The 16,575-nt window shown below is 41.8% G+C and carries 9 protein-coding genes and 1 tRNA gene; 5 read left to right on the forward strand and 5 right to left on the reverse strand.

From position 1 onward, the window contains the following. Positions 1–56: 56 nt before the first annotated feature. Genes BN8908_RS08190 through BN8908_RS08205 form a run of 4 tightly spaced genes read right to left on the reverse strand, consistent with a single transcriptional unit; the run spans position 57 to position 5,452 of the window. Positions 57–935 (reverse strand): cation diffusion facilitator family transporter, encoded by an 879-nt coding sequence (locus BN8908_RS08190; protein WP_068690003.1) that lies wholly within the window; start codon positions 933–935, stop codon positions 57–59. Between the two features lie 14 nt (positions 936–949). Continuing rightward, positions 950–2,728, reverse strand: a complete 1,779-nt coding sequence (locus BN8908_RS08195; protein WP_021988387.1) for a chloride channel protein — start codon at positions 2,726–2,728, stop codon at positions 950–952. A 52-nt stretch (positions 2,729–2,780) separates the two neighbouring features. Further along, positions 2,781–3,911 (reverse strand): DUF4831 family protein, encoded by a 1,131-nt coding sequence (locus tag BN8908_RS08200; RefSeq protein ID WP_068690004.1) that lies wholly within the window; start codon positions 3,909–3,911, stop codon positions 2,781–2,783. Next, positions 3,908–5,452 (reverse strand): NAD(P)H-hydrate dehydratase, encoded by a 1,545-nt coding sequence (locus tag BN8908_RS08205; protein WP_082989234.1) that lies wholly within the window; start codon positions 5,450–5,452, stop codon positions 3,908–3,910. The genes BN8908_RS08200 and BN8908_RS08205 overlap by 4 nt, the downstream gene beginning before the upstream one ends. Before the next feature lie 94 nt (positions 5,453–5,546). Between BN8908_RS08205 and BN8908_RS08210 the strand changes: the two genes are divergently transcribed. The 3 genes from BN8908_RS08210 to BN8908_RS08220 all read left to right on the forward strand — a co-directional run bounded on the left by BN8908_RS08210 (position 5,547) and on the right by BN8908_RS08220 (position 9,636). Further along, the gene (locus BN8908_RS08210) at positions 5,547–7,232 is read left to right on the forward strand and encodes a peptide MFS transporter (RefSeq protein ID WP_021988385.1); all 1,686 of its coding nucleotides are present in this window, start codon (positions 5,547–5,549) and stop codon (positions 7,230–7,232) included. Between the two features lie 312 nt (positions 7,233–7,544). Continuing rightward, positions 7,545–9,479, forward strand: coding sequence for a SpoIIE family protein phosphatase (locus BN8908_RS08215; protein ID WP_082989235.1), 1,935 nt, complete (start codon positions 7,545–7,547; stop codon positions 9,477–9,479). An 86-nt stretch (positions 9,480–9,565) separates the two neighbouring features. Further along, positions 9,566–9,636, forward strand: a tRNA-Gln gene (locus tag BN8908_RS08220). A 42-nt stretch (positions 9,637–9,678) separates the two neighbouring features. On the opposite strand, the gene BN8908_RS08225 is transcribed toward BN8908_RS08220, so the two are convergent. Then, the gene (locus BN8908_RS08225) at positions 9,679–11,688 is read right to left on the reverse strand and encodes a urocanate hydratase (protein ID WP_068690010.1); all 2,010 of its coding nucleotides are present in this window, start codon (positions 11,686–11,688) and stop codon (positions 9,679–9,681) included. 214 nt (positions 11,689–11,902) lie between these two features. On the opposite strand from BN8908_RS08225, the gene BN8908_RS08235 reads away from it, so the two are divergent. Further along, positions 11,903–14,596 carry a leucine-rich repeat protein gene (locus tag BN8908_RS08235; protein WP_074042459.1) on the forward strand — a complete coding sequence of 898 codons (2,694 nt, stop codon included), beginning with the start codon at positions 11,903–11,905 and terminating at the stop codon, positions 14,594–14,596. Between the two features lie 420 nt (positions 14,597–15,016). Beyond that, on the forward strand, positions 15,017–16,459 hold the full coding sequence (locus tag BN8908_RS08240) for a TlpA family protein disulfide reductase (protein ID WP_068690015.1): 1,443 nt from the start codon (positions 15,017–15,019) through the stop codon (positions 16,457–16,459). The last annotated feature ends 116 nt before the right edge of the window (positions 16,460–16,575 follow it).

Raw genomic sequence — 16,575 nt, forward strand, 5'->3', positions numbered from 1 at the left:
AGTAAAGTTTTTACGGGAAAAAACAATAGTGAGAGGTCAAATTATTGTTAATAATTCTAAAAACACGCTTGAAAAAGCAAAGGCTCAATATGTATTGTCGCATCCATATTCAATTCTTTTTTTATGCGAACCTCTACTCTGGTAGCCAGGGCATGTGCTTCTGCCACGGTTTTTTCCCCGGGGATTTTTACATGAAAAGTAAATTCAATATGATCCCCGTAATTATGGATATGAAAATGATGCGGAAACGCACTTTCTCCCATTTCTTCGGCAACGATCTTTTTTACTTCACTGACCGTAGCGGCAGAAGGCTCTTCCCCCAAAATTTTATTGACGGCTTCCCGGATAATTCCATAAGCGGCATAAAAAAGCATCAAAGAAACCACAATTCCCAAAGCACTGTCCATCCACCAGATATAGGGACTCAAAAATATACCCGCCAAAACGACTACGGAAGAAAGCGCATCGCTCCGGTGATGCCATCCGTCTGCCTTTACCGAAGAATTCCCGGTTATCCGGGCAATCCGGAACGCATATTGGGCCAATCCTTCTTTCACGGCAATAGAAAGGATCGTAGCAACATACGCCCATGCTCCGAAACGGGCAAATTCATGTGCCGTAAACTTAGCAATGGAATCCTTGATAAATTCGATACCGACCATCACTAACAACAAAGCAATAATAATAGCTGAAATCTGTTCCCAGCGTCCATGACCGAAAGGATGTTCTTTATCCGGTTTACGGGTTGACAAACGAATTCCGACAATGACCATCAGCGAAGTAAGAGAATCCGAAAGGGTATGCCAGGCATCTGCAATCAAAGCTACAGAAGCCGATACGATCCCTGCATAATATTTCAACACGAAAAGCAGCAAATTCAATATGACGGAGACAACTCCTTCCTGGTACCCCAGCTTCGAATTAGATTTCCCCATAATTATCAAATATTTTACTCATCGGAGAAGTGTTGCAATACTCTTCGGTAGGTATTAAAAATTTTAGCCTTGGAAACGAAACCGATGTATTTATCATTCTGAATAACCGGAAGATTCCAGGCATCTGTCTCCTCAAATTTTTTCATCACGACATCCATCGGATCTTCAACATTTACAACAGCAGGCGGCGTCACCATATAATCCCGTACATAAGTCGTCGTGTACAAATCCTGATTAAACATGATTTTCCGGATATTATCCAGCAATACGATTCCCAACAACTCCCCGTTTACGTCGATTACCGGAAAAATATTCCGCGAAGATTTGGATACAACCTTCACCATATCTCCTAACGTAGCATCCACCGATATGGTTTTGAGATCGGTCTCAATTACTTTATCCAGCTTCATCAATGTAAGCACAGCCTTATCCTTATTATGAGTGATCAGATCCCCTTTCATAGCCAAACGGCGGGCATAAATAGAATGGGGCTCCATCCCCCTCCCCGTCAGATGCGCCACAACAGATGTAAGCATAAGCGGCACCAGCATAGCGTATCCCCCGGTAATCTCCGCAATCAAAAACATAGCTGTAAGCGGGGAATTCATAACTCCGGACATGACTCCCGCCATTCCGGCCAAAACGAAATAACTCACAGGCACCGTAACAATTCCGGACATATTGATCAATGTAGCTATCAAAAAGCCACCTACACCGCCGGTAAATAAACTGGGAGCAAAAACACCACCTACACCACCGCTACCATTGGTAAGCGCAGTAGCAATCACTTTCACGAATACCAGACCGATAACATACAATACAACCATGAACATACTCCCTTTCAGACTGAAAAAATAGGTATTGTTCAATATATTGTCTGCATTATCTGTCAGTAAGTCCTGTAATGAGGTATACCCCTCCCCGTACAACGGAGGAAAAATATAAATCAACAAACCGAGCAATGCCCCCCCCACCAACACCTTTTTAAAAGGATTCTTGATAGAAGCCACAAAATGCTCGATACGGATATTCATCCGGATAAAATAAACCGATAAAAAACCGCAGAATATGCCTAAAATAATATAATACGGTACATTAGCCAACGAAAAATGATCGTGTACGGTAAAATCGAGAACCATCCCGTCCCCCATCAGGAAGTACACCAAAACATAGGAAGAAATAGCCGAAATCATCAACGGTATCAAAGAAGCCATTGTCAAATCCAGCATCAGCACTTCGAGCGTAAAGACAATTCCGGCAATAGGAGCCTTAAATATACCGGCAATGGCACCGGCGGCACCGCATCCGATCATTAGTGTCATGACCTTATAATTCATCCGGAAAAAGCGGGCCAGATTCGAACCGATAGAAGCCCCCGTCAACACAATGGTAGCCTCCGTACCAACAGACCCTCCGAAACCGATCGTAATCGTACTGGCAATCATCGATGAATAATTGTTATGAGGCTTTATCATACTGTTCCGGCGTGAAATCGCATACAACACTTTCGTTACCCCATGACTGATATCTTCACGCACAAAATAACGGACAAAAAGAGACGTCAACCATATACCTATAAAAGGATAAATAAAAAAAAGCAAACTTCCCCCGTCCACCTGAAGCCGTTCTGTAAAAAACAAATGGGTATAATGCACCATATTTTTCAACATAACAGCAGCCAGTCCGGTCACGACGCCCACCAACAGGCTCAAAACCAGAATAAAATTCTTTTCTTTTACATAGCGTACCCGCCAAATCAAAAAACGTCCGAACCAATTACTCCACCACGACATGATTTCAATATTAAGACAGTCCTGTCACTGTATGCAACATCATTTGTCTTGTCTATTTTTTATTAATACTTTTCAATGAACCGTACTGCGGATAAAACTCCAGTGACAACCCCTCATTACTGATGACATCCGTTGGAATTGTTTTAATTACGCCGAGTTGTGGAACAACTGTAGGGAAACTCTGCAAAACCTCGTTGACTTTCATTAAACTCACGGTTGCTGTTGCCGGAACACGATAATAAATCGCACTGGAAGCAGGCACCGTTGTATTATCGGAAGGGGCTGACGGAACAATGACATTGTCTACTCTAATTCCATAAGCCATTGCCGAAACATTTCTTTTCGGCACAATACCGGCAGCTTCTGTAAAGCGGAATGCCACAACGGTCTCTCCGGCCTTTTCCGGAACAACGGTAAATGTTTGCTCAAAACGCTGTACAGACTCTTTCCCCATAAATAACATCAGGTAATCTTTTTCCATGCGATCGAATTCTTTCAGAATAATACGCAAGGATTCTCCGTCCGGCACACTGTTCTCCGCTGCCAACAACCGGGTACGCTCTGAACGTATCCTAAAAATTTCTTTTACGGCTTCACTCATATTATCTTCCGCACTCTTCGTCGTATACCTGACAATAGGATCCCATATTTTTTTCATCACTCCGTCAATCTCCTGATATGTGTAATTGGTATCAAGCACTTCTTTCAACGGATTATAGGTGTTCAGCGATGTTATATCCACTACCTCTTCAGTCTCCTCCTGAAAAGGCACATAACTCCAAACAGCATCCGGCACCGGCGATGCCGAAGAACGGGCTGCAACACCTGCAATAAACCCCTCCGGACTCAAACTCAACATGACAGGATTATAATCGCCGCTGCTCGTCATAGCGTACATTGCATTTTCATCCGGGATATAATAAGGCTTCATTTCAATATCAACGATCCTCCAATAATTTCCGGCTACGGTAATGTCGGGTTTCACCCCCAACTCCCGTTCGGCATTTTTCCAGAAAGGTCCGGGAACCTGATGCGTACATTCCAATTGAACCTTCACTTGATAAGCAACTTTAGGCAAACAGTAACTTACCGTAAGAGGCGTTGTTATTTCTTTCTTTTTCTGTGCCGTCACGGAAAAAAAGATTCCGGCAGTCAATAACAATACAAAAGCAATCTTTCTCATAAACGTTGTGATTTATTCCTTATTACTTCGTTTTTTACTAATTCCAAAGTATGCCAGGCCTTCCCCATATTTTCAGCAACCAAACCCGCATATACCCCTCTTTCTCCAACCTCTTCAGCCACATAATCCCCCACCAGTCCATGGGCATAAACGGCACATTTGACAGCTTCTTCAGAAGGCATTCCGTTCGCCGATAAAGCCAGTATAACCCCTGTCAACACATCTCCCATCCCTCCTTTAGCCATTCCGGGATTACCGGTCATATTAAACCAGTATTTTCCGGCAGGCGATACGATAACCGTATGAGCACCTTTCTGTAAAATACATACGTTATAACGACTTGCAAAAATGCTTAATTTATTTAATCTCTCAAAATCATTTCCGCTTTTTCCGGCCAATCTTTCAAATTCTTTAGGATGAGGAGTAAGTATAGACCCCTCGGGCAACCTATCCAACAGAGCAGGATGAGCTGCCAATATATTCAAAGCATCTGCATCCAGTATAAGAGGCCTCTTCCACTCTTCCAGTAGCATTTTTAACGCCCGTACCGTTTCCGGCTTTTGTCCCAATCCCGGACCAACGGCTATCGCATCGTATTTTTCCGCATTCTTCAACACCGAAAAACAACATTCAGAAAGATCCGTATCCGCCAAAGCTTCCGGAACGGCCATCTGTATCAATTGCCGTTCCCCGCACGGGATATGACAACTAAGCAAACCGAGTCCCGAACGCACCGCGGCTTTGGCCGCCAGAATGGCCGCTCCCATCATACCCTGTGAACCGGCAATCAGCAAACCGTGCCCATTCGTTCCTTTGTGGGCAAAAGTTTCCGCTACCGGTAATTCATCTGCAACAAGACGCTCCGTTAAATAATAATAAGGGGTAGATGTAAGTGAGATTCCCTCCGGATGAAGTCCGATATCGACTATACTCCACTTACCGACAAAAGCAGCATTCTCCGGAAACATAAAAGCCAGTTTGGGAAATTGAAACGTCAATGTATAGTCAGCCCGTACAATACAATCCCTGTCATTGCCTGAATTATCCTCTCCCATCAGCCCGGAAGGAATATCCACAGCCACTACCCGGTTAGGAACCGCATTGATTTTATGAATCACGCCTGCTGCCGGTCCGGTAACAGGACAATTGAGGCCGGAACCGAACATGGCGTCTATAATTACAGCATTCTCTTCCGGTACAAAATCATTCTCCCCCGATACCACGACGATTTTCCCTTTCCAGCGTTCACTATTCTTCTCACAATCCGGACTCATTTTTGTCCCGGCCAACTGAAATACAGTAACCGCATATCCTTTTTCTGCCAGTAACCGGGCAATGACAAAACCGTCACCCCCATTGTTACCTCTGCCTGCAATTACCGTAAACCGGACATAATTGCCATAAATTTCTAAAAATTTTTCAGTCCATTTTATAGCAGCCCTCTCCATGAGGTCTATCGATTTTATAGGCTCATGTTCAATCGTATAGCGATCCAGTTCTGCGATCTGCAAGGTTTTAAAGATTTTATTTAACATTCTCATCTGTCTACTCAAACGTTTTAAAATCGAAAAATAAAGAAAAATTCTTATATTTGCCCCCGCTGAAAATAATAATTAAATCTAAATAATTAAGTCTATGTTTAAAAACCAACCTAAAGGACTGTATGCCCTGGCTCTTGCCAACACAGGAGAACGTTTCGGGTATTACACGATGCTTGCTATTTTTACACTTTTCCTGCAGGCAAAATTTGGCTTTAGTTCAACAGCTACATCTAACATTTTTGCTGGTTTCTTGGCCTTAGTTTATTTTTTACCAATTTTAGGAGGTATTCTTGCCGATAAATTTGGTTACGGAAAAATGGTAACGGCCGGTATCGTTGTCATGTTTGCCGGTTATACCTGCCTTGCAATCCCTACCGGGGGGGATGCTTTCGGTATTGCTGCCATGTTCGGGGCACTTTTCCTAATAGCATTGGGTACAGGCTTATTCAAAGGCAATCTTCAGGTAATGGTCGGTAATCTTTACGACGACCCGAAATATTCAGACAAACGCGACACCGCATTCAGTCTATTTTATATGGCTATCAATATCGGTGCTCTTTTTGCTCCTACAGCTGCCTCAAAAATTACGGAACATTTCATGGGAAAAGCCGGTTTCAAATACCAAGGCGATATTCCTGCCCTTTGTCACGAATTTTTGGATAAAGGACAAGAAATGGCAACCGAATCACTCAATACATTGACTCAATTTGCTCACCAAGTATCCGGATTCAACGGAGACCTGGCTGCATTCTCTCATAAATACATCGATGAGCTATCTCTTTCATACCACTATGGATTTGCCGTGGCATGTATTTCACTTATCGCATCAATGCTTATCTACCAGGTATTCAAGAGAACCTTCAAACATGCAGATGTCAACACAAAACAAGCTGCTGCAAACGGAAAACAAGAAAATATTGTGGAATTAACACCGGAGCAAACAAAATCCCGTATCACAGCTCTTGTTTTAGTATTTGCTGTTGTTATCTTCTTCTGGATGGCATTCCACCAAAACGGACTTACCCTTACCTTCTTTGCCCGTGACTATACGGCCAGAACCGCAGACGGTGCTTTAGGCATGAGCTTCAACGTATTTAACCTGGTATTCGTTATTACATTAATATACAGTTTATTCTCTTTGTTCCAATCGAAAGAGATGAAATCAAAACTGATATCGGCTGCAGTAGCTTGTCTTTCCATAGGTATTTTAGTATACAAATATATGGGTTTACAGCCGGGTAGTTTTATTGAAGTTCTTCCTCAAATGTTCCAACAGTTCAACCCATTCTTCGTTGTAGCTCTTACTCCTGTATCTCTTGCAGTATTCGGAGCTTTAGCCAAGAGAGGCAACGAACCTTCAGCTCCCCGTAAAATCGGTATCGGTATGCTTATCGCAGCATTAGGTTTTGCAGTGATGGCATTCTTTTCAATGGGACTTCCTACCCCCAATCCGGACGGAGCAACTGTAATAGCTAACGACCTGCTTGTATCTCCCTCTGTTCTTATCAACACCTACCTTGTATTGACATTTGCAGAGCTATTCCTTTCACCCATGGGTATCTCATTCGTGTCGAAAGTAGCTCCTCCCAAATACAAAGGTCTTATGATGGGTCTCTGGTTCGGAGCTACCGCTGTCGGTAACTACCTGGTATCCATTATCGGTATGCTTTGGGGACATATGGAACTATGGGCATTGTGGTCAATCCTCATTACGCTTTGTCTACTCTCTGCATTATTCATTTTTATGATGATGAAACGCTTGGAGAATGCAACGAAATAAATAGGAATTCTATAAACCAAATAGGAGGAAAACTGTTTTGTTTTCCTCCTATTTTTATTTTTACTTTTCTATTCCTTCCCACAATAATTCACAAGCATCAATAAACTACCGGTCTTTAAATATTTTCAGCTTTCATTCGACGACAAAAACATTTCCACTCCTGCGATAATAACGGGTTTGCTCCTATCTCCACTCTATGCTATTTTTAAATAACCAAAAAATCTTCAAACACCAAATTTTAATCAAATAACTCTAAAGCAGTTCAAGGAGTTGCTTTTTTCACTATATTCGCTTTAATAAACAACCAGGAACATGTTAAAACGAATACAATCTTCTTTCGCAGCACGACTTCAAATCCATATACTTTTTTTCCTTACACTACTCTTTGCCATGAGCTCTGCCATATTCTATCATTATGCCAATCGTTTTATAGAGACCAATGCCTATGAAAATTTTAACCATATAGCAGAGAAAACCAATCTTCGTATGACCCGTCTGTTACGTATGGTAGAAAAAATCCCCAATAACATGGGGTGGGTGATCACGGAATATATCCAGGATCCGAACACCATTTACAGTATAACACGCCAGATTGTCGAAAGCAACGATGAAATATTCGGATGTGCCATCGCTTTCGAACCATACTATTTTACGGAAAAAGGCAAATACTTTGCCCCTTATTCATACATGGAAGGTGATTCTGTTATAACAACCGAGCTTGACGACGCTTACGATTACTACCAAAAAAATTGGTATCGTATCGCCAAAGAAAAGAATACCTCCCGTTGGAGCAGACCTTACCACGATTTCGGGAACAGAAGTGTAATGACAACCACCTATTCGGTCCCCCTAAAAGATCAGAATGAAAATATCATCGGTGTATTTTCTGTAGACTTGTCTTTACAATACATCGGTAAATTCATTGAAGCTAACATCGATTATCCCGGCGGGTATACGATCGTAGTTGATAAAAACGGTAATTATGTCATCAGTACACTGGATTGCCAACTCATAAAAAACGTAACCGCATTCGATGTCGCTGCCGGCATGAAAGACCCGTCTGCAATGGATGTCGCCCATCGCATTGTCAGTGGAGAAACCGGCAAAGGGATATTTTACGACAAAGGGATCAAATCCTATGCCTTCTACAGTCCGATTATAGGCACAGAATGGTATATGGCCATCATCTGTCCTTATGATGAAATATTCGTCAACTTACGCTATTTCCACTTCATTGTACTCTTCTCATTCATTCTTTTTATGATAGCGATCTATCTGATAAGTTCCTTGTCCATCAAGAAAATAACGGCTCCATTGAATAAATTTGCCTTATCAGCCCGCTGTATTGCCTCCGGTAACTTCAATGCACCTCTGCCCAAAATCCGATCGTGTGATGAGATGAAAGAACTGCACGACTCTTTTCAATACATGCAGAATCAATTGACTCAGTATATTGCCAACTTAAAAGAAGCAACCACATTGAAAGAAAAAATGGAAAGTGAGTTGCGTATTGCCCACCAAATTCAAATGGGCATGCTACCGAAAAATTTTTCTACCTTTTCCGAAAAAGAGAATCTGGATCTCTTTGCTATATTATACCCTGCCAAAGCCGTCGGAGGTGATTTTTACGACTTCTTCATGATCGGAGACGAACTGTATTTTGCCATCGGAGATGTTTCGGGAAAAGGTATTCCAGCCTCCCTGCTGATGTCATATACACTCAGTCTTTTACGGTCTTTCTCTACCAATCCGACATCCCCTTCGGATATTGCCCGTTATCTGAATAACCGGATAACAGAACGAAACGAAGCCGACATGTTCGTTACTTTCTTTATCGGTACCCTGAATCTGAAAACAGGTCTTCTGAAATACAGCAATGCGGGTCATATGCCCCCGGTAATGACCTATCCGGATCGCAGTATATCGTTTTTCGACATTCACGCAGAACTTCCCTTAGGCATCATAAAGGACTACACATACGAAGAATACAGCTATATGTTCTCTCCGGGGTCCGGAATATTACTCTATACAGATGGGGTAACTGAAGCCGAAAATGCAAAAAATGAATTTTATACCAAGGAGCGCCTCATCAGTATCGTACATACCAACCGGGAATTACATCCCCGGGAATTCATCAAAAAAATCATGGCTGATATTCAAGCCCATGTTCAGGATTACGAACAAAGCGACGACCTTACCCTATTGACCATCATATATGGTGAAGAGTGGATGAAGGATAAAAAATAGGGCAAGAAATCCTCCAAAAAAAATATTTTCATTTTTTGTATAAATAAAAAAAAAGCTTACTTTTGTGCCGTTGAAATCAACACCACTGTTCAATGGTGTAATGGCAGCACAACAGATTCTGGTCCTGTTAGTCAAGGTTCGAATCCTTGTTGAACAACAAAACCCGGCTTTCGCCGGGTTTTTCTTTTATAACCATCTCTTAAAGAAGACTTTCGATCAGCTTGTCATCGGCCATATTCGGCAACGTCACTTTCAGATCCGGATTCTCTTCCATAGCCCGTTTTATCGCAAAAACGGCCCCTTCATTACGGGCCCAACTCCGGCGTGAAATACCGTTGTTCACATCCCAGAATAACATACATTTCAAGCGTCGGTCGGCTTCAGCCGAACCGTCGAGAACCATACCGAAACCACCGTTAATCACTTCTCCCCAACCTACACCTCCGCCGTTATGGATAGACACCCAGGTCGCTCCCCGGAAAGAATCTCCGATCACATTCTGAATAGCCATATCGGCCGTAAAACGAGACCCGTCATATATATTGGACGTTTCCCGGTAAGGAGAATCCGTTCCGGAAACATCATGATGATCACGCCCCAGCACAACCGGTGCAGATAATTCTCCGGCAGCAATCGCCTTATTAAAAGCCTCGGCTATACGGATACGTCCTTCGGCATCTGCATACAGAATACGGGCCTGTGAACCGACCACCAGATGGTTTTCTCCCGCAGCTTTTATCCAACGGATATTATCATGCATCTGCTGTTGGATCTCCCGGGGCGAACCGGCAGCCAATTCATTTAATACCTTACAAGCCAACTCATCCGTTTTAGCTAAATCCTTCGGATCACCGCTACTGCACACCCAGCGGAACGGCCCGAAACCATAATCGAAACACATCGGTCCCATAATGTCCTGCACATAAGAAGGATACTTGAAATCTCCGTCCGGTTTCAACACATCGGCTCCCGCACGGGAAGACTCTAGCAGAAATGCATTTCCGTAATCGAAAAAATACGTATCGAAACGCGCCACACATTTATTGATTGCCGCAACATGACGACGTAATGACTCCTGTACCTTTTCTTTGAATTTTTCCGGCTCTTCAGCCATCATCCGCTTACTATCCTCAAAACTTATTCCTACCGGATAATAACCGCCGGCCCACGGATTATGCAAAGAAGTCTGATCTGACCCAAGTTCGACAACCACATCTTCCTCTGCCAAACGCTCCCATAAATCCACCACATTGCCCTGATAAGCAATGGAAACGACTTCTTTACCGGCTTTTGCTTTCCGGACGCGTGTCATCAAAACATCCAGATCATCGATCACCTCATCCACCCATCCCTGGGAATGACGGGTATGCGTCGCTTTCGGGTTGATTTCTGCCGTAATACTTACGCAACCGGCAATATTTCCCGCCTTAGGCTGCGCTCCGGACATCCCCCCTAAACCGGCCGTCACAAACAATTTACCGGCTAATCCTTCCCCATGCTTCGAAATTTTACGTCCGGCATTCAACACCGTAATCGTTGTTCCGTGAACAATCCCTTGCGGACCGATATACATATACGAACCGGCTGTCATCTGACCGTATTGAGATACTCCCAAAGCATTAAAACGTTCCCAGTCATCGGGCTTGGAATAATTCGGAATCACCATTCCATTCGTCACCACCACCCGTGGAGCCTCCTTGTGCGAAGGAAATAAGCCCATCGGATGTCCGGAATACATGACCAACGTCTGTTCATCCGTCATTTCCGACAAATATTTCATCGTCAAACGATACTGCGCCCAATTCTGAAAAACAGCCCCATTCCCACCGTATGTGATCAACTCATGCGGATGCTGAGCCACAGCTTTATCCAGATTATTGTTGATCATCAGCATAATAGCTGCCGCCTGCAAACTATTGTGGGGATAATCGTATATATTACGTGCATACATCTCATAATCGGGACGGAAACGATACATATAAATACGTCCGTATTTTTCCAATTCCTCTGCAAACTCACGAGCCAATACAGTATGATGACGCGGTTCAAAATACCGCAATGCATTCCGGATTGCCAATTTCTTTTCCTCCCGGGTTAAAATGTCTTTCCGCTTCGGCGCATGATTTACCTCCGGATCATAAGGTTTCTGTGCAGGCAATTCTGACGGTATACCTTCCCGGATAGATTGTTGAAATTCCTTTAATGTCATAGTATATCTTAATTAATTACTTTTTACGAACAGGCTAATTTACGACTTTAAAACGATTCCGAAAAATAATTTTCTATTATCTTGTATTACAAATTTTAAACTCCAAGACCTGTTTACGGAACAAAAACCGATTTGAACCAACTTGAACCAATCTGAACATCAATTATTTCGATAATTTTTAATTATTTTGATATTGAATCAAAAAACAAGAGATATGCACACTTTAAACAGACGGTCAATTCTATCCGCTGCACTCATAATATCTTTATTTTCATGCAGCAAAAATGAAACAAATCCAGATAAAGATTCCTCTGTCATAGAAATTAAAGTTCCTGATATTACATTACCGGAAATCTCCGACGGCAGTACAACAGCTAATTTCACCGCATCCGCTCCCTGGACGCTGGAAGTGAGTAATACCAGATCTTCACCGGATTGGTTAACCGTCTCTCCCACAAGCGGAAAAGCAGGAGACGTTACATTGACGGTCACAACGACCGAAGCCAACGAAGACTACGACGACCGCAATGCATATATGAAAATAAAAGCAGGCTCCGTAACAAAAATCATCACGGTTACACAAAAGAAAAAGGAAGCTTTATTGTTATCGAAAGATCGCTATGAAATTTCTCCCGAAGGAGGACGTTTCAGCGTAGAAGTAAAAAGTAATGTCAGTTATCAGGTTACTATAGATGAAAATGGTAAGGATTGGCTGTCCCAAGTCATCGAAAGCAGAGCCCTTCAGACATCGAATGTACATTTCAGCGTCTCTTCCGGATCATTTGACGGAAACAGGCAGGGAACCATTATTTTCAATAGTGAAAACTTAAGTGATACGGTATATGTGTATCAAGCCCGCAAAGACGGGCTAATATTGACTCAACGGACAAAAAATATAGACGCATCGGCACAATCTTTTGATGTAGAATTAAGATCGAACATCGAGTACGAAGTCATCATCAGGGGAGGCGATTGGCTGCGCAGGGTAGAGACAAGAGCCATGCGGGTAGACAGGGTAAGCTTTTCAACAGATGAAAATACCGGGTACGACAACCGTACATTAAACGTTATTTTTAAAGATAAAAATTCGGCATTGGCAGATACGTTAACGGTTACCCAGGCACAGAAAAATGCATTGATACTTTCTGAAAAAAGATACACCGTAGGACCGGAAGGCAGCATTATCAATGTGGAATTACTATCGAATACCGACTATAATGTAGTAATGCCGGAAAACGCAGGGTGGATTACAGAATTAAAAACAAAAGGCTTGGAAACCTATAATCATAAATTCAACATCGCAGCATACGAAGGTCAGTCCAAACGCTCCGCATTCGTGCTGTTCCGGGACAAAGCAAAGTCTATGACGGACACCCTTTTCATCACACAGAACGGATCAGACATCGCAAACCCATACATTAAAATAAAATACCCGTATGAGGACTTCGACGGTTTCATCGTCCAAAAAGACGGCGGTATCATCAATTTTGAAATAGATGCCAATGTGGATTATAAACTTTCGATGAACCCCCAAGACAGTACATGGATAAAAGAAAAATCAAAAACAGGAGACAAATACGAATTTTATATTGCCAAGAATCTTTCTCAGCAAATGATTCTGGGGCACATTTTTGTAGAAAATCAACATTATCAACTCAAAGATACGATTCTGATAGGACTTCTCCCCAATGTCGACTATTATATCCATATCCCTAAAACGACATACGATATCCCCTGGAGAGGAGATATAGCAGACAGCGACTGTCTTTTGGACGGACAGCAAAGATTTGATATACCTTTCAGCACAAACGACGAGTTTTTCGAATATGAGGTAAACTTTAAGGGAGAAAGATGGGGAGATGTCAATGCCGATGAAAGAGGAAATAGCAATGAGGCAGACTGGGTGTTTCACGTTACCGTCAACAAAAATATTCTCAGTGCCGAACGAGAAATGCAAATCAGACTCTACACCATCGACAACACCGTAAAAAAGACGATAACGATCCGCCAGGCATCTGCCCCGGAAGGGTACCCGGAAAAATGGAATATTACTGTAGAAGCGGATCAGCTCCGTTCCGTGATACGGGAGTGTGAAGCCAGTCAGGTAAAAGAACTTCAAATCAGCGGTTCACTCAGTGAAAACGATCTGAGTTATATCAATGCCATGGAAAAACTCGAAAAACTTGATCTTTCAGGAACAAACCTCACCCGGCTCGAACTGAGCGGTTGGATGCTTCCCAACCTAAAGGCTGTTCAACTGCCGGCCGGTCTTCAAATATTGGGACTGAATACATTTTACGGATGTACAAACCTAAAGAATATCACTCTACCGGAAGGATTACAGGAGATAGGCACAAGAGCATTTTATAATTCCGGACTGGAAACCATACGTATACCTGTTTCAGTCGGTAAAATCGGTACTCACGCTTTTGCAGGATCTGCCCTTACTGCAGTTTATTTTCAGGAAGGAACTTTTTTACATGACATCGGTGACGGCGCTTTTTCGACCTGTACTTCTTTGATGAATGTGTACGGTAAACTGAATGAAGTAGGCCAAAGTATGTTCTATAATTGTACGTCATTAAAATCCGTTATTCTGGCCGAAGGAATCGAATACATTTCAACATCAGGTTTTGAAGGAGCTTCGGCTTTGGAAGCCTTATCTTTACCAAGTACTTTAAACTATCTGTTTCCGGACGCATTTAAGGGCTGTACTTCGCTGACTGCTCTATATGTATATAGTCCTACAGGATTGGACATGCGCAGCTTTCCCGAGATTTTCGGAAATGTAAACGCAGCATTTAAAATATACTTCCTGCCGGATGTATACAACCAGTTGGAGGAAAACGATTGGGGTTTATTCAAAGGATATGAAAATCACGTCGGAATGTTTGAAAACAGTCATTAAAGTATTTCAGTCCGAAGAACTCAGAATCTTGCAATATATTCATACAGGTTTGTAAGACTTTCTTAAAAAAACAACAGACAAAACAACTTAAAATTTCCGGTAGAATCTTTACCGGAAATTTAATATATAATTCCGTAATTTAATCTATACAACTTAAAAGCTTTATTTCATCGCATTTTTATACTAACAAAATCAACCTGCAAATAATCAAGGTCAGCATAAAAGGTAATAAAAATTCAACAAACTCCGGTAAACGACACGCCAGCCTCCACGACAGCAACAACAAAGCAAAAAATAAAAGCCGCAAACAATTTATTCCACTGGTAAACAACAAAAATACCATCCATTACTTACAATGAGCAGCACATTTTTCTATCTTTGTCAGTATGAATATAGTATCAGAATAAATTATCAACCAAAATGAAAGTAAATATTCTTATTGTATTTTTTCTATTGGCTATATCTGTGGAAGCACAACAATCTTCCATCACAATTGCAAATGCGGAATGCCCAGACAATACATACTTATCTTTCGGACGCCCTGTTGATAACGATCCGGCACACTTCATGCAAGCAGCAGATTTTTTTATTTTCAACAATGGCAAAACCACCAGAAACTTCCATTGGGACAAACCCGTATTCATCATGATTACAGGAAACAAATACTGTCCGAAACAAAGAATCATACTTTGTCCGGGAGATAGCATCTTCATACAGATTAAATCAGATGGAAATTTAGTATTCGAAGGTACGAATGCAGAAGGAAATAATTTGCTCAAGGAACAAAATCTGCTCACCAGCGGTACCATCGACATCGGGAAAGAACTGAAATCATCCTCATCAAAAGAAAAAATAATTTCAGAGCTTGAAAATAAAAAGCAGATATTATTTGCTCCAATAGATAAGCTATATGAAGATAAAAAAATCAGCAAAGATTTCCTGAACTTTTTTGAAAAAGAATTCGATATGGTGTTTTGCCACGCCATACGGGGAAAAATTCACCATTCAAACTTGACAGAGCAGGAAAAGAAAGAGGTACTTTGCCATTTTTATACAAAATATAATCCGTTCGACAGCAAATATGCTGGCAACTCCATGAGATTATCCAATATGTCAAACGTGGCACGGCTGATGAGTGAAGGGGTTATTCCGAAAGGCGACATATATCCGACCGGACTATGGAATGAAGACCAGAAATTCAAAGAATATATGCCGATGGATTGTCAGGAAGCAAGCTTTGCCAATGGATTGCAGATCAGACGAAACATCATGGGTATTGAAAGCGATGCACAATATTATTCCAACATTGAGCTCTTGAAGAAAAGCTTTCCCGCAAGTATTTATTTGCCGGCTTTGGAGATGTATAGCCAAGACAGCCACAATTCCAATAATGCGCATGGAGTGTTCGTATACAATGAGATGAGCGGATTGGGCAAACTTGCCCAATATCCTTCGATGGACCTTCGGGCACTCATTAAAGACTATTTTAAGGGGACACCGGTTTTAGTCGATATGTGGGCAACATATTGCGCTCCCTGCAAAAAAGAGTTCTTATATAACAAGGAAGTCCATCAATGGCTTGATTCTCAAAAAATAAAACTTTTATATGTAAGCGTGGATTTTCCCAACAATTCCAAAAAGTGGGAAAACGACGTATCTAAATATCATTTAAACGGTTATCACTACTTTATAACTTCTAAAGCCGATAAACTGCTATCCGATTTCCTGGGAAATACCATGACAATACCGAGATATTTGTTGTTTGACGAAGAAGGTAATTTGCTTTCAAACACGTTGCCCAGACCTTCATCTGGAAAATTCTATAAAGCCATTGAAGAATTACTATATAATAAAGGCTTTTAATGACTTTTTTTATGAGAGTTTTTGTAACAGCAAGCTTTCGTTAATGCATTCTTGTCTGTGACTTCCGACATATCCCCTCACATTAGTGTAAAATGTGATATATGGATCAATTCATT

Source organism: Culturomica massiliensis (assembly GCF_900091655.1).
Classification (GTDB): domain Bacteria; phylum Bacteroidota; class Bacteroidia; order Bacteroidales; family Marinifilaceae; genus Culturomica; species Culturomica massiliensis.